Annotated in this window: 21 protein-coding genes; 11 read left to right on the plus strand and 10 right to left on the minus strand. The window is 57.2% G+C overall.

From position 1 onward, the window contains the following. Nucleotides 1–210, plus strand: a 210-nt coding sequence (locus J3362_RS15720; RefSeq protein ID WP_349520985.1) for a hypothetical protein, incomplete at its 5' end; no start/stop codon positions are given. Between the two features lie 33 nt (nucleotides 211–243). Here J3362_RS15720 and purT read toward each other — a convergent pair. From purT to J3362_RS15740, 4 genes are read right to left on the minus strand one after another with little or no spacing between them, the layout of a single operon-like run. Next, entirely contained in the window at nucleotides 244–1,434 is a 1,191-nt protein-coding gene (gene purT, locus J3362_RS15725; RefSeq protein WP_349520987.1) for a formate-dependent phosphoribosylglycinamide formyltransferase, read from the minus strand. Nucleotides 1,435–1,452: 18 nt separating this feature from the next. Next, entirely contained in the window at nucleotides 1,453–1,641 is a 189-nt protein-coding gene (locus J3362_RS15730; RefSeq protein WP_349520989.1) for a DUF1289 domain-containing protein, read from the minus strand. Then, nucleotides 1,638–2,171: a gamma carbonic anhydrase family protein gene (locus tag J3362_RS15735; protein WP_349520991.1), complete on the minus strand. Its 534-nt coding sequence runs from the start codon at nucleotides 2,169–2,171 to the stop codon at nucleotides 1,638–1,640. Before J3362_RS15735 ends, J3362_RS15730 begins: the two co-directional genes overlap by 4 nt. A gap of 2 nt (nucleotides 2,172–2,173) precedes the next feature. Beyond that, on the minus strand, nucleotides 2,174–2,761 hold the full coding sequence (locus tag J3362_RS15740) for an NUDIX hydrolase (RefSeq protein WP_349520993.1): 588 nt from the start codon (nucleotides 2,759–2,761) through the stop codon (nucleotides 2,174–2,176). A gap of 97 nt (nucleotides 2,762–2,858) precedes the next feature. On the opposite strand from J3362_RS15740, the gene J3362_RS15745 reads away from it, so the two are divergent. Further along, nucleotides 2,859–3,410: an NUDIX hydrolase gene (locus tag J3362_RS15745; RefSeq protein ID WP_008171471.1), complete on the plus strand. Its 552-nt coding sequence runs from the start codon at nucleotides 2,859–2,861 to the stop codon at nucleotides 3,408–3,410. Nucleotides 3,411–3,419: 9 nt separating this feature from the next. On the opposite strand, the gene J3362_RS15750 is transcribed toward J3362_RS15745, so the two are convergent. The 3 genes from J3362_RS15750 to purL form a co-directional block, all read right to left on the minus strand. Beyond that, nucleotides 3,420–3,731, minus strand: a complete 312-nt coding sequence (locus J3362_RS15750) for a YqfO family protein (protein WP_349520996.1) — start codon at nucleotides 3,729–3,731, stop codon at nucleotides 3,420–3,422. A gap of 177 nt (nucleotides 3,732–3,908) precedes the next feature. After that, nucleotides 3,909–4,106 (minus strand): hypothetical protein, encoded by a 198-nt coding sequence (locus J3362_RS15755; RefSeq protein WP_349520998.1) that lies wholly within the window; start codon nucleotides 4,104–4,106, stop codon nucleotides 3,909–3,911. A 41-nt stretch (nucleotides 4,107–4,147) separates the two neighbouring features. Next, nucleotides 4,148–8,053 (minus strand): phosphoribosylformylglycinamidine synthase, encoded by a 3,906-nt coding sequence (gene purL, locus J3362_RS15760; RefSeq protein WP_349520999.1) that lies wholly within the window; start codon nucleotides 8,051–8,053, stop codon nucleotides 4,148–4,150. 275 nt (nucleotides 8,054–8,328) lie between these two features. Here purL and mltF point away from each other — a divergent pair, with 275 nt between their 5' ends. Then, a complete protein-coding gene (gene mltF, locus J3362_RS15765) occupies nucleotides 8,329–9,849 on the plus strand; it encodes a membrane-bound lytic murein transglycosylase MltF (RefSeq protein WP_349521000.1) in 1,521 nt (506 codons plus the stop codon). 19 nt (nucleotides 9,850–9,868) lie between these two features. Here the strand turns inward: mltF and J3362_RS15770 are convergent, their stop codons facing one another. After that, complete coding sequence (locus J3362_RS15770; protein WP_349521001.1) at nucleotides 9,869–10,339, minus strand: regulatory protein RecX; 471 nt, start codon at nucleotides 10,337–10,339, stop codon at nucleotides 9,869–9,871. Nucleotides 10,340–10,517: 178 nt separating this feature from the next. Here J3362_RS15770 and J3362_RS15775 point away from each other — a divergent pair, with 178 nt between their 5' ends. After that, nucleotides 10,518–12,983, plus strand: a complete 2,466-nt coding sequence (locus tag J3362_RS15775; RefSeq protein ID WP_349521002.1) for a DUF349 domain-containing protein — start codon at nucleotides 10,518–10,520, stop codon at nucleotides 12,981–12,983. 13 nt (nucleotides 12,984–12,996) lie between these two features. Here the strand turns inward: J3362_RS15775 and J3362_RS15780 are convergent, their stop codons facing one another. After that, nucleotides 12,997–13,260 carry a late competence development ComFB family protein gene (locus tag J3362_RS15780; protein WP_014576682.1) on the minus strand — a complete coding sequence of 88 codons (264 nt, stop codon included), beginning with the start codon at nucleotides 13,258–13,260 and terminating at the stop codon, nucleotides 12,997–12,999. 188 nt (nucleotides 13,261–13,448) lie between these two features. On the opposite strand from J3362_RS15780, the gene J3362_RS15785 reads away from it, so the two are divergent. From J3362_RS15785 to J3362_RS15800, 4 genes are all read left to right on the plus strand, one after another. Beyond that, on the plus strand, nucleotides 13,449–14,657 hold the full coding sequence (locus J3362_RS15785; protein WP_349521003.1) for an acetyl-CoA C-acetyltransferase: 1,209 nt from the start codon (nucleotides 13,449–13,451) through the stop codon (nucleotides 14,655–14,657). A 29-nt stretch (nucleotides 14,658–14,686) separates the two neighbouring features. Beyond that, nucleotides 14,687–16,837: a 3-hydroxyacyl-CoA dehydrogenase NAD-binding domain-containing protein gene (locus J3362_RS15790; protein WP_349521005.1), complete on the plus strand. Its 2,151-nt coding sequence runs from the start codon at nucleotides 14,687–14,689 to the stop codon at nucleotides 16,835–16,837. 246 nt (nucleotides 16,838–17,083) lie between these two features. After that, the gene (locus J3362_RS15795; RefSeq protein ID WP_349521007.1) at nucleotides 17,084–19,267 is read left to right on the plus strand and encodes a carboxy terminal-processing peptidase; all 2,184 of its coding nucleotides are present in this window, start codon (nucleotides 17,084–17,086) and stop codon (nucleotides 19,265–19,267) included. A 19-nt stretch (nucleotides 19,268–19,286) separates the two neighbouring features. After that, complete coding sequence (locus tag J3362_RS15800) at nucleotides 19,287–20,087, plus strand: helix-turn-helix domain-containing protein (RefSeq protein WP_349521009.1); 801 nt, start codon at nucleotides 19,287–19,289, stop codon at nucleotides 20,085–20,087. On the opposite strand, the gene mtnA is transcribed toward J3362_RS15800, so the two are convergent. Beyond that, nucleotides 20,076–21,140 (minus strand): S-methyl-5-thioribose-1-phosphate isomerase, encoded by a 1,065-nt coding sequence (gene mtnA / locus J3362_RS15805; protein WP_349521010.1) that lies wholly within the window; start codon nucleotides 21,138–21,140, stop codon nucleotides 20,076–20,078. The two genes, J3362_RS15800 and mtnA, sit on opposite strands and share 12 nt — an antisense overlap. A gap of 112 nt (nucleotides 21,141–21,252) precedes the next feature. On the opposite strand from mtnA, the gene J3362_RS15810 reads away from it, so the two are divergent. From J3362_RS15810 to gph, 3 genes are read left to right on the plus strand one after another with little or no spacing between them, the layout of a single operon-like run. Beyond that, complete coding sequence (locus J3362_RS15810; protein ID WP_349521012.1) at nucleotides 21,253–22,590, plus strand: TRZ/ATZ family hydrolase; 1,338 nt, start codon at nucleotides 21,253–21,255, stop codon at nucleotides 22,588–22,590. 35 nt (nucleotides 22,591–22,625) lie between these two features. Further along, on the plus strand, nucleotides 22,626–23,342 hold the full coding sequence (gene ubiG, locus J3362_RS15815) for a bifunctional 2-polyprenyl-6-hydroxyphenol methylase/3-demethylubiquinol 3-O-methyltransferase UbiG (protein ID WP_349521013.1): 717 nt from the start codon (nucleotides 22,626–22,628) through the stop codon (nucleotides 23,340–23,342). Next, nucleotides 23,317–24,003, plus strand: a complete 687-nt coding sequence (gene gph, locus J3362_RS15820; RefSeq protein ID WP_349521015.1) for a phosphoglycolate phosphatase — start codon at nucleotides 23,317–23,319, stop codon at nucleotides 24,001–24,003. The genes ubiG and gph overlap by 26 nt, the downstream gene beginning before the upstream one ends. The last annotated feature ends 34 nt before the right edge of the window (nucleotides 24,004–24,037 follow it).

A 24,037-nucleotide genomic window follows, 5' to 3' on the forward strand; every position in this document is an offset into this window, starting at 1 on the left:
GCGCATTCTACAGTGAATCGCTTGCCTGTCAACCGCTTTCTGAAGAATCTTGAAACTCATTTTCTTCAGCGCTTTCAAACAGTTATCTTTCGATTTCTGAGCCGCCTCAGCGGTGCTCCCCTCGAAACAGATGCGCATTCTACAGACCTGCCCGAAGGTGTCAACGGTTCGTTCCGAATTTTTTCGCAAATCGTCATCAAACCTTCATAAGCCTGGCTGATCAGAGCGAGCCCTGGATAAACCTCACAGCTCAACGGTGATCGAATTTGCCGAGTCGCGAGCTTTCTTACGCGCTTCATCCACCGTTGCGCCCTTCGCCAGGGCAACGCCCATTCGACGGCGACCCTTCAACTCGGGCTTGCCGAACAAACGCAATTGAGTATCCGGCTCGGAAAGCGCTGATTCAAGACCGGAATACGAAACGGATGCCGAATCCCCCTCAGGAAGAATCACGGCCGATGCCGAGGGACCAGTCTGCCGTATCGCGGGAATGGGCAAACCCAAAATGGCTCGGGCATGCAGAGCAAATTCGGACAGGTCCTGTGAGACCAACGTAACCAGGCCGGTATCGTGCGGACGCGGCGAAACCTCGGAGAACCAGACATTGTCTTCCTTAACAAAAAGCTCCACACCGTAGATGCCGTAACCACCAAGGTTTTCGACCACAGCGCGGGCAACTTCGGCGGAACGCTCGTAGGCCAAGGGGGTCATTGGCTGTGGTTGCCAGGATTCCCGATAGTCTCCGTCTTCCTGCCTGTGCCCGATAGGCTCACAGAAAGACACGCCATCACGGTGCTTAACGGTGAGCAGGGTAATCTCATAGTCAAAGTCCACAAAGCCTTCGACAATCACCCTTCCCTTACCGGCACGCCCACCAGACTGGGCATATTCCCAGGCCGCTTCAATATCATCCTCGGTCTTGACGGTACTCTGCCCCTTGCCCGAGGAGCTCATCACCGGCTTTACCACAAGTGGCAGGCCTATTTCGTTCACGGCGACGAGGTATTCTTCCCGCGTACCCGCGAATCGATAGGGTGAGGTAGGCAGCCCGAGCTCTTCAGCCGCAAGCCTCCGGATTCCTTCACGGTTCATAGTGAGATTCACGGCTCTGGCGGTGGGGATGACGCGATAGCCTTCCTCTTCGAGCTTTACCAGCTCCGGCGTGGCAATCGCCTCAATCTCCGGGACAATCAGATCCGGCTTTTCCTGTTCGATAACACCGCGCAGGCTGGCGCCGTCCAGCATGTCGATGACATGGCTCCGATGCGCCACCTGCATGGCAGGCGCATCCGCATATCTGTCCACAGCGATCACTTCGACGCCATAGCGCTGAAGCTCAATGACAACTTCCTTGCCAAGCTCACCGGATCCACAAAACAACACCCTGAAGGCGTTACCTTTAAGGGGAGTACCAATTCGAACTGAGTCAGTCATGATTTACCAAAGCCTATGTTAGCCGTGAATCAGGGAACCTTTTTCGCGCTCCGCCACTTTCCGGAGCACCTCGCGCCGTTCGTTGTCATCCATCCTGCTCCAGAGGGTGATCTCATCTCCGCTCCGATGGCAGCCCACACAGATGTCATTTTCATCAAGCGCACAGATGCTCACGCAGGGCGAACGAACCTTGTCAGCAACACTCATTTTTTCGGCTCGCAGGGCTTGAGCTCATCGACGTAGCGAGCAGCATTCTGAACATAATGCTGCGCACTCATTTCCAGCATTTTCTTCTGGTTGTCGTTGAGCTCCCGCTTGATCTTGCCTGGTGAGCCAACAACCATGGAACCGTCCGGGACCTCCATTCCTTCGGGAATGAGGGCATTGGCGCCAATCAGGCAGTGCTTACCAATCTTGGCGCCGTTCAGAACCACAGCATTTATGCCAATTAAAGAGTAATCACCAATCTCGCACCCATGGAGCATGACCTTGTGCCCAACCGTTACACCCTTACCCAGAGTGAGAGGCATCCCCGGGTCTGTATGCAGCACAGAACCGTCCTGAACATTTGTTTCAGGCCCTATGGTGATCCACTCGTTATCACCACGTAGAACGGCATTGAACCAGACGCTGGCCTTATCCATCAGCCGGACACGGCCTATCACCGACGCGTTCTCGGCCACAAAGTGACCCTCACCTTCCAGTTCCGGCGCTCGGTCATTCAACTGGTAAAACATTCTCAGCCTCCTTCAGGCGGTTCAAGCAGATCGATTCCGGCATCGTACACAGCGTTCAGGAAGTCAACCAGAACCACTGCCGACAGGCCCCAGATCTCGTAGCGTTCCCAACGGTAGCAAGGTACGTAAAACGTATGGTTCAGGAAATCCAGAGCATCTGTGCGCTCCCGTCTATCTTCCAGAAAAAATGATAGAGGCACGCGGAATACACTTTCGATTTCATGGGGGTTTGGCTCCAAAGGATGATCTCCGGGAATCACACCAACGTAAGGTGTAACTAGAATTCCATAGCGGGACATCACCTGACTGAGCGGCGCAATTATTTGTACTTGATCCGGCGGCAATCCGATCTCTTCATGGGTTTCACGTAACGCCGTTGCTGCCAGAGACGGATCTTCCGGATCCCTTTTGCCGCCGGGATAGGCGACCTGCCCGCGATGGGTGCTCAGATTCTCGGACCTGAGCGTAAAGATCATCTCGGGGTTTTGCAGATCGTCGGTTACCGGAACCAGTATGCCCGCCTCAGGATAATCCAGGGCCAACTGGCGCGGTGCATAGCCGGCCAGGCGCTCGGCAAGTAAATCACGCAAAGTTCATCTCCACGGTACATCCGGAGGTTGAATGAGACAGAGGCAGCCGGGATCGTTAAACTGACTACCAAACCAATTTCAGTATACGGGGAAAATCATGAAGTACTGCAGCACATGCGGCCATCCGGTTGAACAACGCATCCCCGAAGGCGATAACCGTCACCGCTATGTCTGTGTCAGCTGCGATACCATACACTACCAGAACCCACGGATTGTCGCCGGCACTGTGCCCGTCTGGGAGGGTCAGATACTGCTCTGTCGCCGGGCTATCGAACCTCGCTATGGTTACTGGACGCTGCCCGCGGGATTCATGGAGAACGCAGAAACCACCATCGAGGCCGCCGAGCGGGAGACGATGGAAGAAGCGCTTGCGGAGGTAAACATTGAAGGCCTCTATTCCATCATCGACGTCCCGCACATCAATCAGGTTCACATGTTCTACCGGGCCACCCTGAAAGACGGTCAGTTTGGTGCAGGTGAGGAGTCCCTCGAATCCAGACTGTTCGGCCTGGACGAGATTCCCTGGGAAGAAATCTCGTTCCCGACCGTCAAGCGAACCCTGGAACTTTTCCTGTCTGACTACAGTCGCGAATCCTTCGGGGTTCACGTGAGTGATATCCGCCACCCCATGGCGAAAGACCGCAAGTAGCGCGGGCGACTACAATTCTTCCATTCGATAGATTTCGTAAGCGGGCTCCTCGTATGGGTGGGCCTGCTTAAGTGCCGCGAGGGCATCCTTTATGAGCTCGTCGGCACAAACCAGCTCGACCTTGTATTCATCCACCGCTTCAATCTCCCCGGCATGGCCGAGAAACGGATCGCTTCCTTCAAGCGGACGAAACTGCCCTCTTCCAAGACATTGCCAGGCACAGGAATCGTAATCACCGATTCGACCGGCGCCGGCATCGAACAATGCCTGTTTGGTTTGCTCGACGTGAGTTTCCGGAACGAAATAACACATCTTGTACATAGAAACCCCTCCTTCAGATCGGATATTTTTTGTACAGATTAATAGCTTAGATACTTACCCACAGAATCTGTGGATAACTCTGGGGAAAGTTTTTGGGAACACGCCTCCAAACCCCGTAATCACTGCACTTCCGTTAAATTGGCGACAAAATCACCTGATTAATTTATTCTATATTTTTCAAACGGTTATGAGTTTTGAGCAAAAGTTGAACCAAATTCCTGCTCTTTGTGCACAGAACAAACAGGGAGGCACCAGCAATGTGCATAAAAATACTGAGTCAAGGGAATTTTTGCCATTTTTGCCGATTTTTTCCCTTGAAAAACGCCCAAAAACAGGGCGACCAATAAAAAAGCCGGCTTTGGAATAAACACTCATGTTGAGCGCACCCAAAACCGGCTTGTTGCTGGAGCGGAAAATTAGCCGAACCAGCGTCTCGCATTTCGGAACATGCGAATCCAGGAACCGTCTTCCTGCCACTCTGAGGGGCGCCAGGAATGCTGAACAGCCCGGAACACTCGCTCCGGATGCGGCATCATGATGGTCACCCTGCCGTCGCGCGTCGTCACACCAGTAATTCCGGCTTCGGAACCATTCGGGTTATAGGGGTAGCGTACGGTCGCCTGCCCACGATTATCCACATAGCGCAGAGCCACCAGCTCGCTTTCGGAGAGCGCTTCTGCCGACGTGCCGCTGGCAAATTCAACCCGGCCCTCGCCGTGGGCGACGGCAATCGGCATACGAGACCCGACCATGCCATCCATGAACGCAGACGGTGACGGCATCACTTCAGCCATGACCAGGCGCGCTTCGAACTGCTCGGACTGGTTACGCACGAAACGGGGCCAGCCTTCGCTGCCTGGAATCAGTTCGTGCAGGTTGGAGAGCATCTGACAGCCATTGCACACACCCAGCGCCAGCGTGTCCTGGCGATTAAAGAACGCCGCAAACTGGTCCCTGACGCGATCGCTGAACAGAATCGATTTGGCCCAGCCCTCGCCAGCGCCCAGAACGTCACCGTAGGAGAAACCGCCACAGGCAACAAGGCTGTTAAAGCCCTCCAGCGTAACCCGGCCGGAGAGCAGATCGCTCATATGCACATCGACAGAATCGAAGCCGGCACGGTCGAATGCGGCTGCCATCTCAACCTGACCATTGACACCCTGCTCCCGCAGAACCGCAACTTTTGGACGGGCTCCCTTGTTGATATACGGGGCAGCCACGTCGTCGTTGATATCATAGGAGAGTTCGGCGTTAAGACCGGGATCCTCTGCGTCAAGCAGGTTATCGAATTCTTCACGAGCGCAATCGGCGTTATCCCGGAGCGACTGAACACGGTAACTGGTCTCGGACCACAGGCGCTGGAGTTCCACCCGGGATTCATCCACCACAGTGCTACCTTCGAAGGTCAGGCGAAGGTTGTCAGTATCATTCGGGCTACCGATAACACTGATGTAGTCCCCAAGACCCGCAGCAGAGAACTGCTGCAGGACAAAACCGGTGTCTTCCCTGCGCACCTGGATGACAGCACCCAGCTCTTCATTAAACAGTTCCCGGGCAAACTGACTGCGATCCTCGGCGAGGCCATCCAGCTTGATATCAACCCCACACCGGCCGGCGAAACACATTTCGGCCAGAGTGACGAACAGGCCACCATCCGAGCGATCGTGATAGGCCAGGAGCTTGCCGTCGCTGTTCAGACCCTGAATAACCGCAAAGAAAGCCTTGATGTCCTCCGGGTCATCCAGATCCGGTGCAACTGCACCGACCTGACGATAAACCTGAGCCAGAGCGGAGCCCCCGAGGCGGTTCTGGCCAGCAGCAAGATCCACAAGGATCAAGTCTGTCTCGCCAGCATCTTTGACCAACTGGGGAGTCAACGTTCTGGCAACATCAATAACCGGTGCAAAGCCACTGACAATCAATGAAAGCGGTGCAGTTACGCTTTTCTGTTCGCCACTGTCTTCTTCCCACATGGTCTTCATGGACATGGAATCCTTGCCCACGGGGATCGTGATTCCAAGCTCCGGGCACAATTCCATGCCTACGGCGCGAACGGTCTCATAGAGATTCTCATCTTCACCCGGGTGGCCAGCAGCGGCCATCCAGTTTGCAGAGAGCCGGATATCGGACAACTTGCCGATCGGCGCCGCGGCCATATTGGTAATCACTTCACCCACGGCCATGCGACCGGACGCGGGCGCATCAATCGTGGCGACCGGCGTGCGCTCGCCCATGGCCATCGCTTCACCGGTGCGAACATCGAAGGAGGTGGCCGTCACAGCCACATCAGCAACCGGGACCTGCCAGGGCCCAACCATCTGATCCCGCGCAACCAGGCCGGTAATGGTCCGGTCACCAATGGTGATCAGAAAGCTCTTGGAGCCAACGGACGGCAGACGCAGAACGCGCCGAATGGCGTCATCCAGATCGATTTTGGTGGAGTCGAAAATGGGCTTCGTGAAGGAAGCTCGGCTGACACTCCGGTGCATGCGCGGCGGTTTGCCGAACAGCACTTCCATCGGCAAATCAACCGGTTTGTCATCAAAGTAGGAATCGCCCAGTTCCAGATGATGAGCTTCTGTCGCCTCACCAATCACTGCATAGGGGCAGCGCTCACGGCGACACAGGGCGTCAAATTGCTCCAGGTTTTCCGGAGCCACTGCCATCACATACCGTTCCTGGGATTCGTTACACCAGATTTCCAGCGGAGACATTCCCGGCTCGTCACTGGGAATGTCGCGAAGCTCGAATTTGCCGCCGCGTCCGCCATCTTTGACAAGCTCCGGCATAGCGTTGGACAGACCACCGGCGCCCACATCGTGGATGAAAGCGATCGGGTTCTTGTCGCCCATCTGCCAGCAGCGGTCGATAACTTCCTGGCACCGACGCTCCATCTCGGGGTTGTCCCGCTGTACTGACGCAAAGTCCAGATTTTCGTTACTGGAGCCCGAATCCATTGACGAAGCCGCGCCACCGCCCAGACCGATCAGCATGGAGGGCCCACCCAACACGATCAGTTTCGCGCCCACCGAGATATTGCCCTTCTCAACATGCTCTTCACGAATGTTGCCAAGACCACCGGCAATCATGATCGGCTTGTGGTAACCACGGACTTCTTCGCCAGCGGCTCCGGGCACTTTTTCTTCAAAGGTCCGGAAGTAGCCGGCCAGGTTGGGACGTCCGAATTCGTTATTGAATGCCGCGCCGCCGATAGGCCCTTCAATCATGATGTCGAGCGGTGAAGCGATGCGCTCAGGTTTGCCGTAATTGATTTCCCATGGCTGGGGATCGTCCGGCAGGTTCAGGTTGGACACTGTGAAACCAGTCAGACCCGCCTTGGGCTTGGAGCCTCGGCCGGTTGCACCTTCGTCGCGAATTTCGCCGCCGGAGCCCGTAGCGGCGCCGGCTGCAGGGGCAATCGCCGTTGGGTGGTTGTGCGTTTCCACCTTCATAAGGATATGGATGTCTTCTTCGTTATATCCGTAGACGCCCGTCTCGGGGTCCGGGAAGAAGCGGCCACCACGACTGCCCCGAATAACCGAGGCATTGTCCTTGTATGCCGAAAGCACGCCGTCGCTGTTCATTTCAAAGGTATTGCGGATCATGGCGAACAGGGATTTTTCCTGACCCTCACCGTCGATATCCCAGGACGCGTTGAATATCTTGTGTCGACAATGCTCGGAGTTCGCCTGGGCGAACATCATGAGTTCCACGTCAGTCGGATCCCGCTCAAGATCCGTGAAGGACTTCACCAGGTAGTCAATTTCATCTTCAGCAAGCGCCAGCCCCAGGCGCGAGTTGGCCTCAACCAGGGCATCCCGGCCACCGGCGAGAACTGGCACCCTTCCCAGGAGCCGAGGTTCTTCATGGCTGAACAACAGCTCTGCGCCGCCCATCTCATGAAATACTTTCTGGGTCATGCGGTCATGCAGCAGCGCTGCGATCTTCTCGCGCTGTTCCAGGCCAAGCTTGCGCCCCGAACGAATGTAATAGGCCGTGCCTCGCTCAATCCGGTGGATCTGCCTCAGACCACAGTTTCGGGCGATGTCCGTTGCCTTGCTGGACCAGGGCGAGAGCGTGCCGGGGCGAGGCACCACCAGGAAAAGCACTCCGTCAGGCTCTTCCACCGGCACACTCGGGCCGTAGGTCAGGAGCCGGTCCAGAATGGCTTGCTCAGAGTCCGAGAGGTCTGCCTCCAGGTCAACAAAGTGCATGAACTCAGCATAAACATGCTCGATTTCAGGCACGATATCCTGAATTCGGGAATGCAATTTGCGGGAGCGGAATGGCGAGAGCGCGGGAGCGCCGCGAAGTTCAAGCATGATATCAACCTGTATCGCGCGAAACGGGGAAGTCTGGGTGCAATTTGAAAGGCCGACATGATACTCGAAAGCGGGGTCAGGATACAGCGCTTGAAGCGTTAATCCCGGGCCTTACAATTGACATTGTTTTGCATATTAATTAACCAGGTTTATTGACCAGGCCTCCGACACCAAGGATCATTGACTACGTGGAAAGGAATTCCACGCTCAGGATAGACAAGGTTGCGTGGCTTCTAGCGACGCTAAAACCAGATGATCCAGCCGTGACGGAGTCCATGGACTTGCCAAAGATATTTGCTGCTTTCAAAAGCGCATCCGCCGGGATTGTTTTCTTCCTCGGCACTGCCCTGATACTGACCGGATGCTCACAGCCCAGCACTCTCCAGGAAATCCGTGATGAGGGAGTGCTGCATGTGATTACCCGAACGGCGCCGTCTATCTATGTGGAAAGTGAAGACGGCCCCACTGGCTATGACTACGAACTGGCAAAACTGTTCGCCGATGAACTCGGCGTAAAGCTCCGGGTCCGCGTTGCCGATAACAACACAGACATCCTGTCCGTTCTGGAAAAGAACTACGCCCACTTCGGGATGCTCGGGCTTTCCAGACAGCCCCATACTGCCAATCAGTATCGCACCGTAGCGACCGGCATCACCGCCCAGTCGATCCTGGTTTATAACCGCGATGTCGAGCGGCCCGAATCATTGCAAGACCTGATCGGGAAAACGGTGCACGTGGTATCCGACAGCAACCACGAGCACCGCCTGAATGAAGCCCGCCAGGAAAACGCAGAGCTTGAATGGCAGGTGCATCCCGGACTGGACGCCGCGGGCGTTCTGTCCCGCGTTGAAAGCGGCGAATTCCCCTACGCGATGGTTTCTTCGAACGAGCTCGACCTTAACCACGTATTCTACCCAATGGTGAAGGAGGCCTTTTCGGTTGGAGAGCCCGCTGAACTGGCCTGGTTTTTCCCGTCAGCGCAAGATGATTCCCTGGCAAAAGCGGCCCGTCAGTTCCTGGAAACTCTCGAGACCAACGGAACATTGGCCCAGATTGCCGAGCGCTTCTATGGCCACCTTGATCGACTCAATTACGTGGGTGCCCGAACCTTCATGCATCACGTAGAAAACCGGTTGCCCAAATACGAGTCGCTGTTTCGCGACTATGCCCGCGACTTCAATATGGACTGGCGACTGCTCGCAGCCATTGGTTACCAGGAATCCCACTGGCGCCCCAATGCCGTATCACCCACCGGGGTCCGTGGACTGATGATGCTAACCCGGAACACCGCCAGTCATATCGGCATCAACAACCGCCTCGACGCCGAAGAAAGCATCCAGGGCGGCGCCAAGTATTTCCGGATCGTGCACGAAAAAATCCCGGAACGGATCCCGGAGCCAGACCGCACCTGGTTCGCCCTCGCCTCCTACAACGTGGGCTTTGGGCATCTGGAGGACGCCCGTCGGCTTACAGAAGGCGCGGGACAAGACCCTGACCGGTGGATGGATGTTAAAGAATTCCTGCCGTTACTGGCCGAGAAGGAATGGTACACCAAGACCCGCTTTGGCTACGCCCGGGGCCACGAACCGGTGATATACGTCCAGAATATCCGGCGCTATTACGATGTCCTCGCCCGACTTAACCAGCCGGCCATCCCGGCGACCGAGGCAGAGGAAAAGATCGTACAGATGGAGGAAAGCCGGGAGCCGGAAGGCCCATCAGCCGGGCTGCAAACGGATGGAAAGCTCAGGGCCGGCCTGCCCCCAGAACTGGGCATGATACCGCCGACCCTGTGAAGCAGCGAACTTCCGCAGGCTATTCGCTACGAGCCTCGAGCGCGCGCTCTACCTGACTGGCGGAAAAGCCCCTACGATTCAGGAAACGCGCCTGACGCACTTTTTCGTCCCAATCTTCACTCAGATCCGCCAGGCCAAACCGCTTATCGCGGATACCGATAGCTCGCCGACACCAATCCTCCTCCGTCATCTCGTCAACACACTCAGGAGTCTTATGAACCCCCCGCTGCTGAAGTTCGCCGAGAATCCGTAGCGGTCCGTAACCAAGATCCATTCTTTGTCGGGCGTAGACGTCAGCAAACCGATCATCGTCAAGCCAACCCTCTTTCTCGTAATCATCTAGAACAGCGTTAATAATGTCGCCCGGCACCTTTCTTTGACGGAGTTTCAGGCTTAACTCGACGCGACTGTGCTCGCGTCTGGCAAGCAACCTGAGTGCCGTTGCCCGGGCCTTGTAATCCTGATCGTTGTCATTTTCCTGTTTTGCCATACAGACCCTTTCCGCACACGCATACAAAACGCTAGACTAGCCGCGAATTTCTCCTACTGGCCAGCACCTGAAGCTGACCAGTCAAACTACCCGGCACCCCTGACCGGATGCCGACGGCCGGTGGCGGCCCAACTTTGCCCGACACCGTGAACTGGTTTCAACACCCAAGGATACTCTTATGGCCGCGTTCATCCAGAAACTGTTCAAATCCCGCAAGACAACCGAGGCAACGCCAAAACAGCGGAAAGCCACCCAGCCAGAGCCTGTCGAACAGGAAGATACCCGGACTGACCGGAGGGAAGAACAGCTCAAAACACTGGAGAGCGGACCATCCCAGGATGTTCTCGCCAAGCTTGCCATAGAGGGCGTTACGGCGGATATCCGGCAGTCCGCTGCAGGCAGACTGACCGACGAAGCCAGCCTGCAGGAAGCGCAGAAACGGGCCAAAGGCCGTGATAAAGGGGTCTACCAGATCGTTAAACTGGCACTCCAGCAGCGGCGCGAAGAACAGGCCCGGTTGGACAGCATCAGGCAGACCATCGCTACCCTTATCCGCCACGCGCAGGACCAGGCTAAAAGTGACGATACCAAGCTTTATGAGGCCCGGCTCGATGCCCTGCTGAAGCAATGGTCAGAGGTGGAAACACACGCCACCCCGGAACAGGCCCAGGCATTTCTCGAAGCAGTACACCTGTGCAAAGAGCGCATTGTGGCCCTGCAATCGGCGGCGGAAGATGAAAAGCGCCAACGCGAGCAGAGGCTACAACGTCAGGAAACCCTGGATCTGCTGACCTGCACACTGGAGGAGCTCAAGGCTCAACCGCCTGAGACACTGCCCTCACTGGCGTCTCTGGATGCACTCCAGAAAACCCAGGAGAACCGCTGGCTGGAAGCAACCCGGGACACGGCAGTGGAAAAGCAGGAACAGAAAGCCTATGAAACCGCCATGCTTGCACTGCGCAATTACCTGAGTTCAGTCCGTCGGATTACCCAGGAACGGGAAAACATCGTCGAACTTGGCGCGCTGCTTGAGAGCGCAGACGATGCCACCGACGAGCAGCGTGCTCAGGCAAAAACCTTGGTTGCAGAGATCAACTGGCCGGAAGGCTATCCCATCCCGGCAATACTGGAGCCATTGCGGAAGCTCGCCGGCAAACGGAAGAAACCGGCAGAGCCCCGAGTTGACCAGGAGCAGCAGAAAGCTCTGACGACTCGCCTCGAGGCCGAAATCAGGCAACTGGAGGAAGCTCTGGAGGCCAAGCAGCTGAAAGAATCCAAACAGCTCTTCAAAACAGCCCAACAGCACTTCCGGGATCTGGACCAACGCCACGCAAAACCCTACCAGGCGCGTATGCAGCTGCTTACCGGGCAATTGCGTGAACTCTCGGACTGGCAGGGCTTCGCCACAGAACCCAAGCAAATTGCCCTGTGCGAGCAAATGGAATACCTGGCCGAGCAGCCAATGGACCCTGAAGCAAAGGCGGAGCGAATCAAGGAGTTGCAGAATGAGTGGCGCGATCTTGGCGGCTCTTCAGATCGCTCGCTGTGGTCACGGTTCAAAGCTGCCTCAGACAAGGCTTACGAGCCCTGCAAAGCCTACTTCTCTGCCAAGTCCGGCCTCAAACAGGCAAATCTGGAAAAACGGTCCGCCATTTGCGAGCAGCTCGAAAGCTTCCTGGATAATGCCGACTGGTCTTCAATCGATTGGAAAGCCGCAGAACGAATCCACCAGACCGCCCGCCAGGAGTGGAAAGAGGCCTGGCCAGTGGAATTCCGCGACAATCGGGCCGTTCAAAAGCGCTTCGATGAACTGCTCAAGAGGCTGGAAGCACCTCTTGACGAGGAACGGCGCAAAAACGAAGGCCTGAAACAGGCGATCGTGGACAAGGCCCGGGCCCTGGTCGAACACGAGCCGCTCCAGGAGGCCATGAACCAGGCCAAGGCCCTCCAGGGAGACTGGCAGGCCATCGGAATCACCCGCCATCGCGAAGACCGCAAACTATGGCAGGCGTTCCGAAAGGCCTGTGACCAGATTTTTGCCCGCCGCGATGCCGAGCGCTCGGAACAGCAGCAGGCATCACGGGCGGCCGACGAGACAGCGCAAGCAGGCCTGAATCAGGTTTCGGGAATATCCTCTGAAAGTGAAGAACTGGCAGTCACTGGGGCCCTGGCAACGCTCAAGGATATTGATGCTGCCGCGCTCTCGAAAGGCGTCAGAGACCAGGTCCAGCAAGAAAAACAGCGGCTGAGCAAGATTCTCTCGAGCTTGAGACTGCAGGCAAAAATGGCTTCCTGGCAGTCTCTGGTGATGGCGGCCATAGCGGACGAATCCGGCATTGAATCAGCGCCTCAGCACTGGGCTGCGCTGGCCGAAACGTCAGACGCCAGCGATCCGGTCGAACTGGTGATTCGCGCAGAAATCCTATGCGGTGTGCCCTCGCCAGAAGCCGATCAGCAGCGCCGCATGGAAATCCAGGTTCAGCGCCTTGCCAATGGCATGGGTTCCGCCGACAACAGCACGGATCAAATGCAGGATGTAGAAAAACTGCTGGCAGCCTGGTGCCTGGGTGGCACTGGCAAAAACGCAGACACGGATCTCGCTGAGCGACTGAACAAGGCCATCGCCAATCTGAACGAGGCCTGAGGCGCCCAGCGGTCTACTCCCGCTGATGTTCCCTGACGAATTCCCTGGCTTCCTTTACGGCGGCCAGGGATTTCTGTTTCATTCCCTTGAGCTCCTCGTCCGCCAGATAAAACATCATATCGATTGAATGCCGGTAATACCGTGTGGGCAGTCGGTTGAGAGCCACGCACATAACATCGGTCAGATAGTCCGCTGTGTCAGACTCCTCCCGCGTTGCCTCGATGGCATCCACCACCAGCCGCTCGTAGAAATTGTCGATTGCATCTCGCAGAGACATGGCTTTCGCCTCCCGAATTCGTCTGCGGTTTCTAACACCATAGAAGCCAGCCCCCTCCTTGTCATGGTTCATGAGCAATTTCGCCAATGCGATTGGCAGCCCGCGTCATTACCCCCTGCAACCGCAACCGGCTATGGTTGTGTCATCGGTAAATCAAACCCGAAAACAATATGACCAGAGGACAAGCAATGACCACCGAGGCTTATATCTTCGATGCAGTCCGCACCCCCAGGGGGCGCGGAAAAAAAGACGGATCACTTCACAGCGTTAAACCCATCTCGCTGTTGACCACGGTGCTCCATGCGCTGCAGGAGAGGAACAGCCTGGATACCGCCCAGGTGGATGACATTGTCATGGGCTGCGTAACCGCCGTGGGTGACCAGGGTGCGGATATCGCCAAGACAGCAGCACTGGCCGCTGACTGGGATGAGAAAGTGGCGGGCGTCACCCTGAACCGCTTCTGCGCCTCCGGATTGGAAGCCGTGAATCTGGCGGCCATGAAAGTTCGCTCTGGCTGGGAAGACATGGTGGTTGCCGGCGGTGTGGAGGCCATGTCCCGCGTGCCCATGGGCTCCGACGGCGGGGCCTGGGCCACAGACCCGGATACCAACCTTCATACCGGTTTCATGCCCCAGGGCATCGGCGCAGACCTGATTGCCACCCTCGAGGGCTTCAGCCGTGAAGACGTTGATGGCTTTGCCGTGAAATCCCAGCAGAAAGCGGCCAATGCCTGGCAGAACGGCTACTTTGCGAAGTCTATCATTCCGATCACTGACCAGAATGGCGTGGTGATCCTTGATCGCGATGAGCATGTGCGTGGCAACACTTCCCTGGAAAGCCTTTCCGGCCTGAAACCATCCTTCCAGATGATGGGCGAGATGGGCTTCGACGGTGTCGCCCGGGAGAAATACCATTACGTCGAGAAGATTAACCACGTTCATCATGCCGGTAACTCCTCAGGTATCGTCGACGGTGCCACCGCCATGCTCATCGGCAGTGAAGCCAAGGGCAAAGCCATGGGGCTGACGCCGCGTGCCCGCATCATCGCCACGGCCGTGACCAGTACAGACCCTACCATCATGCTTACCGGCCCTGCCCCGGCAGCGCGTAAGGCACTGGAAAAGGCGGGCATGACTGCCGATCAGATCGATCTGTTTGAAGTGAACGAGGCCTTCGCCTCTGTGGTTATGCGCTTCCAGCGGGAACTATCGGTTCCCGACGAAAAAGTGAACGTGAACGGCGGGGCTATCGCCATGGGCCACCCGCTGGGTGCCACCGGCGCCATGATCCTTGGCACCCTGCTGGATGAGCTGGAGCGGCGCGAGCTGCGCTACGGCCTAGCCACACTGTGCGTCGGTGGCGGCATGGGCATTGCCACCATCATCGAGCGCGTCTGAACCCGTCCACTTTTCCAGGAGAACCAATTATGAGTGCTATTCGTTACGAACTGGGTTCAGACCAGATCCTGACCCTCACCATCGATATGCCCGGCCAGTCCGCCAACACCATGAACGCTACTTTCCGGGACGCCCTCTCGGAAACCGCCGAAAAAGTGAAGGAAGACCTGGATAACATTCGCGGCATCATCATTGCCTCGGCCAAAAAGACGTTTTTTGCCGGCGGCGACCTGAAAGAACTGCATAAGGTCACCCGCGAAGACGCCAGGACTTTCGAGGATATGGTCAACGGCCTGAAATCCCACATGCGGTTTCTGGAAACCACCGGAAAACCCATGGTGGCCGCCATCAACGGCTCGGCCCTGGGTGGCGGCCTCGAGATTGCCCTTGCCTGTCATTACCGCGTCGCCATCAATGACGACAGCATTCAACTGGGACTGCCGGAAGTGACTCTGGGCCTGCTGCCAGGTGGCGGCGGTACCCAGCGACTGCCTCGAATGATCGGCCTTGAGGCTGCCTTCCCGTTCCTGATGGAAGGCAAAAAGGTGAATCCGAAAGCTGCGCTCAAGGCTGGCATTATCAACGAACTGGCAGATTCCGCCGACGATATGATCACTAAAGCCCGGGCGTTCATTGAGGCCAACCCGAAATGTCAGCAGCCGTGGGACCAGAAAGGCTTCAGGTTCCCGGGTGGCGCGCCCCACCATCCTGCCATGGCGCAGAAGCTGGCCATCGCTCCGGCCATGCTGAAGCAGAAGACCAAAGGCTGCTACCCGGCCCCGGAGCGTATCCTTTCGGCTGCCGTTGAAGGCGCTCAGGTCGATTTCGATAACGGCAGCCTGATCGAGACCCGGTATTTTGCGGAACTGGTGATCGGCCAGGTCGCCAAGAATATGACCGGGACCTTCTGGTTCCAGTTGAACGCCATCAAGGCCGGCGGCAGCCGCCCCGAGGGCGTTGAGAAAGAAACCTTCCGCAAGGTGGGTGTTCTCGGTGCAGGCATGATGGGCGCAGGTATCGCCTATTCGACGGCCACACGGGGTATCGATGTGGTGCTGAAAGACGTCTCCGTTGAAAATGCCGAAAAAGGCAAAAGCTACTCGGAGAACCTGCTCGCCAAGAAGGTCAGCCGTGGCCGAATGACCGAAGAACAGAAAGCGGACATCCTGAGCCGCATCAAGGCCACCGATTCCGCAGACGATCTGCAAGGCTGTGATCTGGTGATCGAGGCGGTCTTCGAGGACAGTGGACTGAAGGCAAAAGTGACCCAGGAAGCAGAGCCCAAACTGGTGGCAAACGGGATTTTTGCGTCCAACACCTCAACCATCCCCATTACCCAGCTCGCCGGGGCCTCTGCGAACGCCGAGAACTTCATTGGTCTGCATTTCTTTTCACCGGTAGACAAGATGCAGCTGGTGGAAATCATCGTTGGCGAAAAAACCTCGGACGAAACGCTGGCGCGCTCGTTTGACTACGTTCAGCAGATCGGAAAGATTCCGGTGGTGGTCAACGACAGTCGAGGGTTCTTCACCTCCAGGGTCTTTGGGACCTTCGTCAACGAGGGCATCTGCATGCTTGGTGAAGGTATTCATCCAGCGAGCATTGAAAACGCGGGAGTGCTGGCCGGTATGCCCGTCGGGCCACTGGCTATTTCCGACGAAGTCAGCATGACCCTGATGCAACACATCCGGGACCAGAGTAAAAAGGATACCGAAGCCTCTGGCGGCACCTGGAATCCCCACCCCGCGGAGGCCGTCATCGATACGATGGTCAACCAGCATGGCCGCAAGGGCAAGGCTGCGGGCGCGGGCTTTTACGAGTACCCTGCCAACGGCAAGAAACACCTGTGGCCGGAGCTGGAAACTCAGTTCGTGAATCCGGAGAAGGCAAGAACGGTCAAACTGCAGGAGCTGAAAGACCGGATCCTCTTCATTCAGGCCATCGAAACGGTTCGTTGTCTGGAGGAAGGCGTATTGCGAACGGTAGAGGATGCGAATATCGGCAGTATCTTTGGCATCGGCTATGCGCCGTGGACCGGTGGCGCGATTCAATTCATCAATCAGTATGGCGTGAGAGCATTTACGGAGCGGGCATCTGCGCTCGCCGAGACCTATGGTGAACGCTTTGCACCACCAAGGCTGTTGAAGGAAAAGGCGGAAACGAACACACCGTTCGGCTGATTCAGCCTTTGCACGTCTACTGCCGGGAGGATTTACCGATTCTCCCGGCAGTAGAGGTGCGCAACACGCCCCAACCCCGATGTTCACTCGGTTACGAACGTGGCGTCTTCATGGACAGATTGTCACGATCCGATACGCCCTGCCTATGGCATCGGGTGTAGTGCTTGCCTACAATAAATTTAATAAGTCACGGGTAGACACTCCCTCACAAACCGAGGGTCTCCCAACACCGTCAGGTAAGCATTTATGACCATCGCGGAAAGAATTATGGCTCGTCACTCTTCGGCCGGATCTGTTCGGTTCGGGGTGTGCAAGGCAATGACTGTAGCATTGCTGCTGTCTGCGCCACTGGGGCTTTATGCCAACGTTGAAACTCCAGACGTGTACGAGCCAGTTGCACCGACGATTGATCAGGCGCGAGCCAATATCCTGATCGCCCGTCAGCTGCAGTTTACCCACTTCCGGGACCTCGGAATCAGCGATGAACTCTCCGGAGATGTGTTTGATGCCTACCTGGATTATCTCGACGGGCAGAGAATCTATCTGTCGCAGGACGACATTGCGAAGTTCGACAAAATCCGCACTCAACTTGGTTCTGCCCTGAAAACAGGTCAGCTTCAGCCCGGGTTCGATATTTACAATCTGGTTCAGCAACGGATTATCGAGCGCCTCCAGTTTGCTCTGGAAACAATCGACAAGGGCATTGACACGCTGGATTTCTCGGCCAACGAGAGCATTCTGGTCGACCGCTCAAAAGCTGACTGGGAATCGAACGCCAAGGCCCTGGACGATCTCTGGGTCAAGCGCATCAAAAATGCGGTGCTGGCTCAGCGCCTGAACGGAGCAGAAGACGAGGCCATCGTTGAAACCCTGCGCCGCCGCTACGAAGGCCAGTTGAAGCGCGCGTACCAGGCCCGCAGTGAAGATGCCTTCCAGGCCTATATGAATGCGTTTACCGGCATGTGGGACCCGCACACGTCCTACTTTTCGCCGCGCACCTCTGAAAACTTCAATATCAACATGAGCCTTTCACTGGAAGGCATCGGTGCTGTGCTTCAGTCGGACAACGAATACACCAAGGTGGTGAGACTGGTACCCGGCGGGCCCGCCTCCAAGCAGGGTCAGCTTGAGCCCGCAGATCGCATTGTTTCTGTCGCACAGGAAGACGAAAAACCGGTGAATGTGATCGGTTGGCGTCTGGACGAAGTGGTGGATCTGATTCGTGGGCCGCGCAATTCGACCGTCACACTGGAAGTGATTCCGGCCAATGCCTCCGACGAGACCATTACCGAGACCATCGCCATCAAACGCGATGAAGTAAAGCTGGAAGAGCAGAGCGCCAGCAAGGACACCATACGTCTTGAACGTGGCGGCAAGGAATATACGATTGGCGTCATTACCATCCCCACGTTCTATGCGGATTTCCAGGCCATGCAGGCTGGTGACCCGAATTACAAGAGCACGACCCGCGATGTCCGCAACCTGATTGCGGAGCTCGAAGCCGACGGCGTCGACGGCCTGGTGATGGATTTGCGAAACAACGGCGGTGGTGCGCTGCACGAAGCCAATGATCTGGTTGGCCTGTTTATCGATAAGGGCCCCACCGTTCAGATTCGCAACGCCAATAACGACGTGCAGGTACTCAATGACGAGGATCCTTCCGTGGCCTACGACGGGCCTCTGGTGGTGCTCACCAACCGCATGAGTGCGTCAGCGTCCGAAATTTTCGCCGGCGCTATCCAGGACTATGGCCGCGGACTGGTTGTCGGTTCCCAGACCTTTGGCAAGGGCACCGTTCAGGCTGTACGTCCTCTGAACCATGGGCAACTCAAGATCACCCAGTCCAAGTTCTACCGGGTATCCGGCGGCTCCACCCAACACAAAGGGGTTATCCCGGACATCGAGATCCCTTCTCGTATCGACAAGACCCGCATCGGTGAGGACGCCCTGGATCATGCCCTGCCCTGGGACCAGATCGAGGCCGTGCCGCATACACGCTACTTCGATTTCAGCGGCATTATCGATGAGCTTCGCAAGCGGCACGAAGAGCGGTTCTCAACCAACCCTGAATTCAGCCTGCTACAGCAGGAGATCAACTTCCTGACCAAACAGCGTGCCACCGACAGCGTCAGCCTCAACCTGGAAGAACGCCGCGCTGAGCACGAACAGATTGAACGCACACGGCTCACCATCGCAAATGCCCGTCGTGAACTGAAAGGCCAGACACCGTTCGAGTCCCTGGAAGATCTTGAAGACTGGCAAGACCAGCAGGCGGCGGACCTGAATTCCACCGACGAGGAGCTGGATTTCGTGATCCGGGAAGGCGGACATATCATGGCCGACATGCTGGACCTTGATAACCGCATGGCATCGATCCTGGATCCTCAGCAATTTGCGGCACAGTCTCCGGCCGCCGCAGTGACACGTTGAACAGGCAGCTCCGGGTCTCATGACTGAGAAGGACGCAGGCGGACAGGATAGCCACCAGAAAGCACGGATGTTGCAAGACATGCTGCTGGACGCGCTACATGCCATGCGTTCCCTGGAGGAAGTGGAAGGATTGGAGAAACCGGCGGCTCAGGAACGAACGCCGGAAGGCCTGATCGACCGCCTGGCCAGCCTTACCGGGTCTGCGCTCCGCTTCGGGGTCAAGGCTACGGATACCTCTCTTCGGGTGGGCCGGGCGCTGATCAATTCCCAGGATCAGCTGCGGGCAATGCTCACAGCAGGCCAGTCTCTCAAAGACATCCGCGAAGTGGCCGGCCTCACCGTGTCGGAAATGAGCGAGGCCCTTAACCTGCGGGACAAGTCCGTCCTGGAGGCCATCGAGAACGGCACCACCACCCTGTCCTTCGAACTGATACTACGTCTGGCTGCCCTCATTGCCAGAAACGATCCCATTCCGTTTATCATGCGCACCACGCGCAACTACAACCCTGAAGTCTGGCAGATTCTGAACGACTGGGGCGTGGCGAGACTCCCCCTGCAATTTGAGCGGGAGCGGGAGTTTATCAACATCTTCCGCCGGCATGACGACGCTCGCACGCTCTCGGATGAAGGTTTCCAAAAAGTGCTGGAGTTCACCCGTCAAAGCTTTGAAATGTCCCTGCACTTTATCGAGGAGCAGGAACGGCAAGTGGCCGAACTCCGGGCTACCTATGAGGAAAAGCACCCCGAAGTGAAAAGGTCACCTGACAAACCTGCCGCCAAAAAGAAACGCCCGGAGCGCACCCCACCGTCAACCAAATAACGCCTGCATACCGGTGATATTCGGGTTATGCACGACACCCTTTTCAGTAACGATGGCGTCGATCAGGCTTGCCGGTGTCACGTCAAAGACCGGGTTGAACACGTTGATGCCTTCCGGCGCCAGCCCAATACCTCGTATCTCACGAATCTCAATGCCGTCGCGCTCCTCAATGGCCACATCGGCCCCTGACGCCGTGGCCATGTCCACCGTGCTTGAAGGCGCGACCACCATGAAGCCCACTTTGTGATGGCGGGCCAGAACCGCCAGGCTGTAGGTGCCGATCTTGTTGACCACATCACCATTGGCAGTTATTCGATCCGCGCCGACGATCACCCAGCGTACGTCTTTCCGGGCCATGATGGCCGCAGCGGCACCATCGGCATTCAGCGTGACTGGAATGCCGTCGCGTGAAAGTTCCCAGGCCGTCAACCGGCCACCCTGAAGCCAGGGGCGAGTCTCGTCGGCATAGACGTCTGCCAGCAGCTTTTCCTCATGGAGACGACGAACAACGCCCAGTGCCGTACCGTAGCCCCCGGTGGCCAATGCACCGGTATTGCAATGGGTCAGCACCGAAAACGGTGCCTCTGCTCCGATGAACTCAAGGGCATGGTCCGCCATGGCAAAGTTGGCGGCCAGGTCTTCCTCATGTATGGCCCGGGCCTCCGAGGCTAGGCGTTTTACCGCTTCGTCCAGCGAATGGCACGCGTGGAAAATCCCTTCCATGCGCTGCAGCGCCCAGAACAGGTTTACTGCGGTGGGACGTGAAGCTGCAAGCTCGCGAATGGCCTGTTTGATTTCCGCCTTCCAGTCCCCACCACCGGCATGCCTGGCCGCAAGGGCCACCCCATAGGCTGCACTGATGCCGATTGCAGGAGCGCCCCGAACCACCATATCCCGGATACTCTGCGATACACCGGCAGCGCCTTCCAGCGTTATCCAATGTTCCTCTCCCGGCAGCAGGCGTTGATCCAGCAGCTCAAGACTGCTGCCGTGCCAGCGAATTGCAACGGTGCCAATGGCCCGTTCTTGGGAGGGTTTCGGGTTTGTTGCCATAGAAGACTGCTCCGGTTTTTCAGCGCTGAAAACTGCCAGTATAACGGTTATACTTCCGGGCTACATTTTCAAGGCGTGGAAGCTCCGCGCCATGCGCTGTAAGGCAGGATAAATGACGGCAGACACCATCACCGCAGCCGATATTCGCATCAACGCCCGCTGGCTGATACCAATTGAGCCGGCAGGCACAGTGCTTGAGCATTATGCAGTCATTATCCAGGGTGACCGCCTTGCCGCAGTCATTCCCCAGGAACAGGCGGACAGATTGTTCAGAACCCGGGAAACCGTCGATCTTCCAAACCACGTCGTCATGCCCGGCCTGATCAATATGCACGGCCACGCGGCCATGAGCCTGTTCAGGGGCATGGCGGACGATCTTCCGCTGATGACCTGGCTGAATGACCATATCTGGCCGGCCGAAGGTCGCTTTATCAGCGAGCAGTTTATTGCCGATGGCACCCAACTGGCCATGGCCGAGATGCTGCGTACGGGAACCACCACGTTTTCTGACATGTATTTCTTCCCGGAAATTGCCGCTCAGATGGCGCACGATACGGGCATTCGTGCGCAAGTCTGTTTTCCGCTGCTCGACTTCCCGACACCGTGGGGTGCCGGCCCCGAGGAATACCTGAGCAAGGGCGCCGACTTCATCGACAGCTGGAAAAACGATGGTTATATCATGCCGGCCATTGGCCCCCATGCACCCTACACCGTATCCGACGGCCCGATGACTGAAGCCGTCCGGCTCTCGGAAAAGACCGGCGCAGCCATCCAGATACACCTGCACGAAACGGCATTCGAAGTGGCCGAGGCTACTGAAAAGCTGGGTCAACGGCCGACAGCCAGACTGGCGGATCTCGGCCTGCTCCGCCCAGAGACCCAGTGCGTACATATGACCCAGATTGATGCCAGCGATATCAGCTTGCTTAAACAAACGGGCGCCCATGTCATCCACTGCCCCGAATCGAATCTGAAGCTGGCCAGCGGCCTTTGTCCGGTGCAGGAGCTCCTCGATAGCGGGATTAACGTCGCCATAGGCACCGACGGCGCCGCCAGCAACAACGACCTCGATCTGTTCGGGGAACTCCGGACTGCCGCCATGATGGCCAAAGTTGTGGCCAATGATGCCTCGGCGCTATCGGCGCACAAGGCCCTGCAGATGGCCACCATCAACGGAGCAAGGGCTCTGGGGCGGGACCATGAACTGGGTTCTCTGGCCGAGGGCAAACTGGCGGACATCATTGCCATTGACCTGAGCGACCCGTTTTTGCAGCCGGTCTACGACCCGGCTTCGCACCTCGTCTACAGCAACCATGGTCGATCAGTAAGCCACAGCTGGATTAACGGCGTACCACAAGTACAGGATGGCCGGCTTACCCGCATTGACGTGGCCGATCTCATGCTTCGGGTTGAGGACTGGGCCGGGCGAATCCGAACCAAGGCTGACTAACCGATTTCCTATTGATTCACCAGGCAGAACCAATCATGACAAACCAGAATGTAGACCGGAACGAGATCGCCAAGTTCGAAGCCCTGGCCAGCCGCTGGTGGGACCCCTCGAGCGAATTCAAGCCACTGCATGATATTAATCCCCTGCGGCTGAACTACATCGACGAGCGGGTTTCCCTGGCCGGTAAGCGCGCTCTGGATGTCGGCTGCGGTGGTGGCCTGCTGTCGGAGGGCATGGCCCAGCGCGGCGCCCACGTTACCGGTATCGACATGGGCGAGGCTCCGCTGGCCGTCGCGCGGCTGCATGGCATGGAGAGCGGCGTGAACGTGGATTATCGCCAGATCACCATCGAAGAACTGGCCGAGGACAGCGAACATGCGGGCCAGTACGACGTGGTTACCTGCCTGGAAATGCTTGAGCATGTGCCGAATCCCGCATCGGTGGTGAGGTCCTGTGCCGCCATGCTGAAACCGGGCGGCCATCTGTTTGTATCAACCATCAACCGGAACCCGAAATCGTTTCTTTTTGCGATTGTGGGGGCGGAGTACGTGCTCAGGTTGCTACCCAAAGGCACCCACGAATGGAAGAAATTTATCCGGCCATCGGAAATGTCCGACCATCTTCGCCACGCAGGGCTGGAAGTCCGTGAGCTTACGGGCATGACCTATAACCCCGTCACCAAGGTGTACAAGCTCGGACGGGACGTGGACGTCAACTATCTGATGCATGCCAGGGATATTCGTGAAGCCTGAAACCACGCATCGAGCCTCCACGGTCCTGTTTGATCTGGATGGAACGCTGATTGACACCGCACCGGACTTTATCCGGTGCCTGAATGAGTTACGGGAACAGCACGGGCTCCCCACCCTTCCCCACGAGCATATCCGACGCTCGGTCTCGAACGGCGCGCGCGCCATGATCCGGGTCGGCTTCGGCCTGGAACCGGAACATCCGGAATACCTGGAAAAACACACCGCGTTCCTCGACCTCTACGAGGCGGGCGTGGCAGTGGAGACCAGCCTGTTCGAGGGGATGGACGAGCTTCTCAAAGCCCTCGAGGAGCAAGGTATTCCCTGGGGCATTGTGACCAATAAGCCTGCCAGGTTCGCGGTTCCACTGATCGAGGCCCTTAACCTGGCTGACCGGTGCGCAGCGCTGGTTTGCCCCGATCACGTTGCCCAGCGCAAACCTCATCCGGAGGCCCTCTTTCTGGCCTGCCAGCAGATCGGCGCCGATCCCGCCACCGGCATTTATGTGGGCGACCACGAACGGGACATCGAAGCCGGGCGTAACGCGGGCATGAAAACCATCGCCGTCCGCTACGGTTACATCGAGGAGCCGGAAGCCATTGACCTGTGGCAAGCGGACCTCATCGCCGACACCGTCACGGACCTGGCAAAGCTGTTACAATAGCGCATCAAATTTAGGATCCGGTGTTCAGCCGGTA

It is taken from the genome of Marinobacter sp. NFXS11 (genome assembly GCF_040148675.1).
Taxonomy (GTDB): Bacteria; Pseudomonadota; Gammaproteobacteria; order Pseudomonadales; family Oleiphilaceae; genus Marinobacter.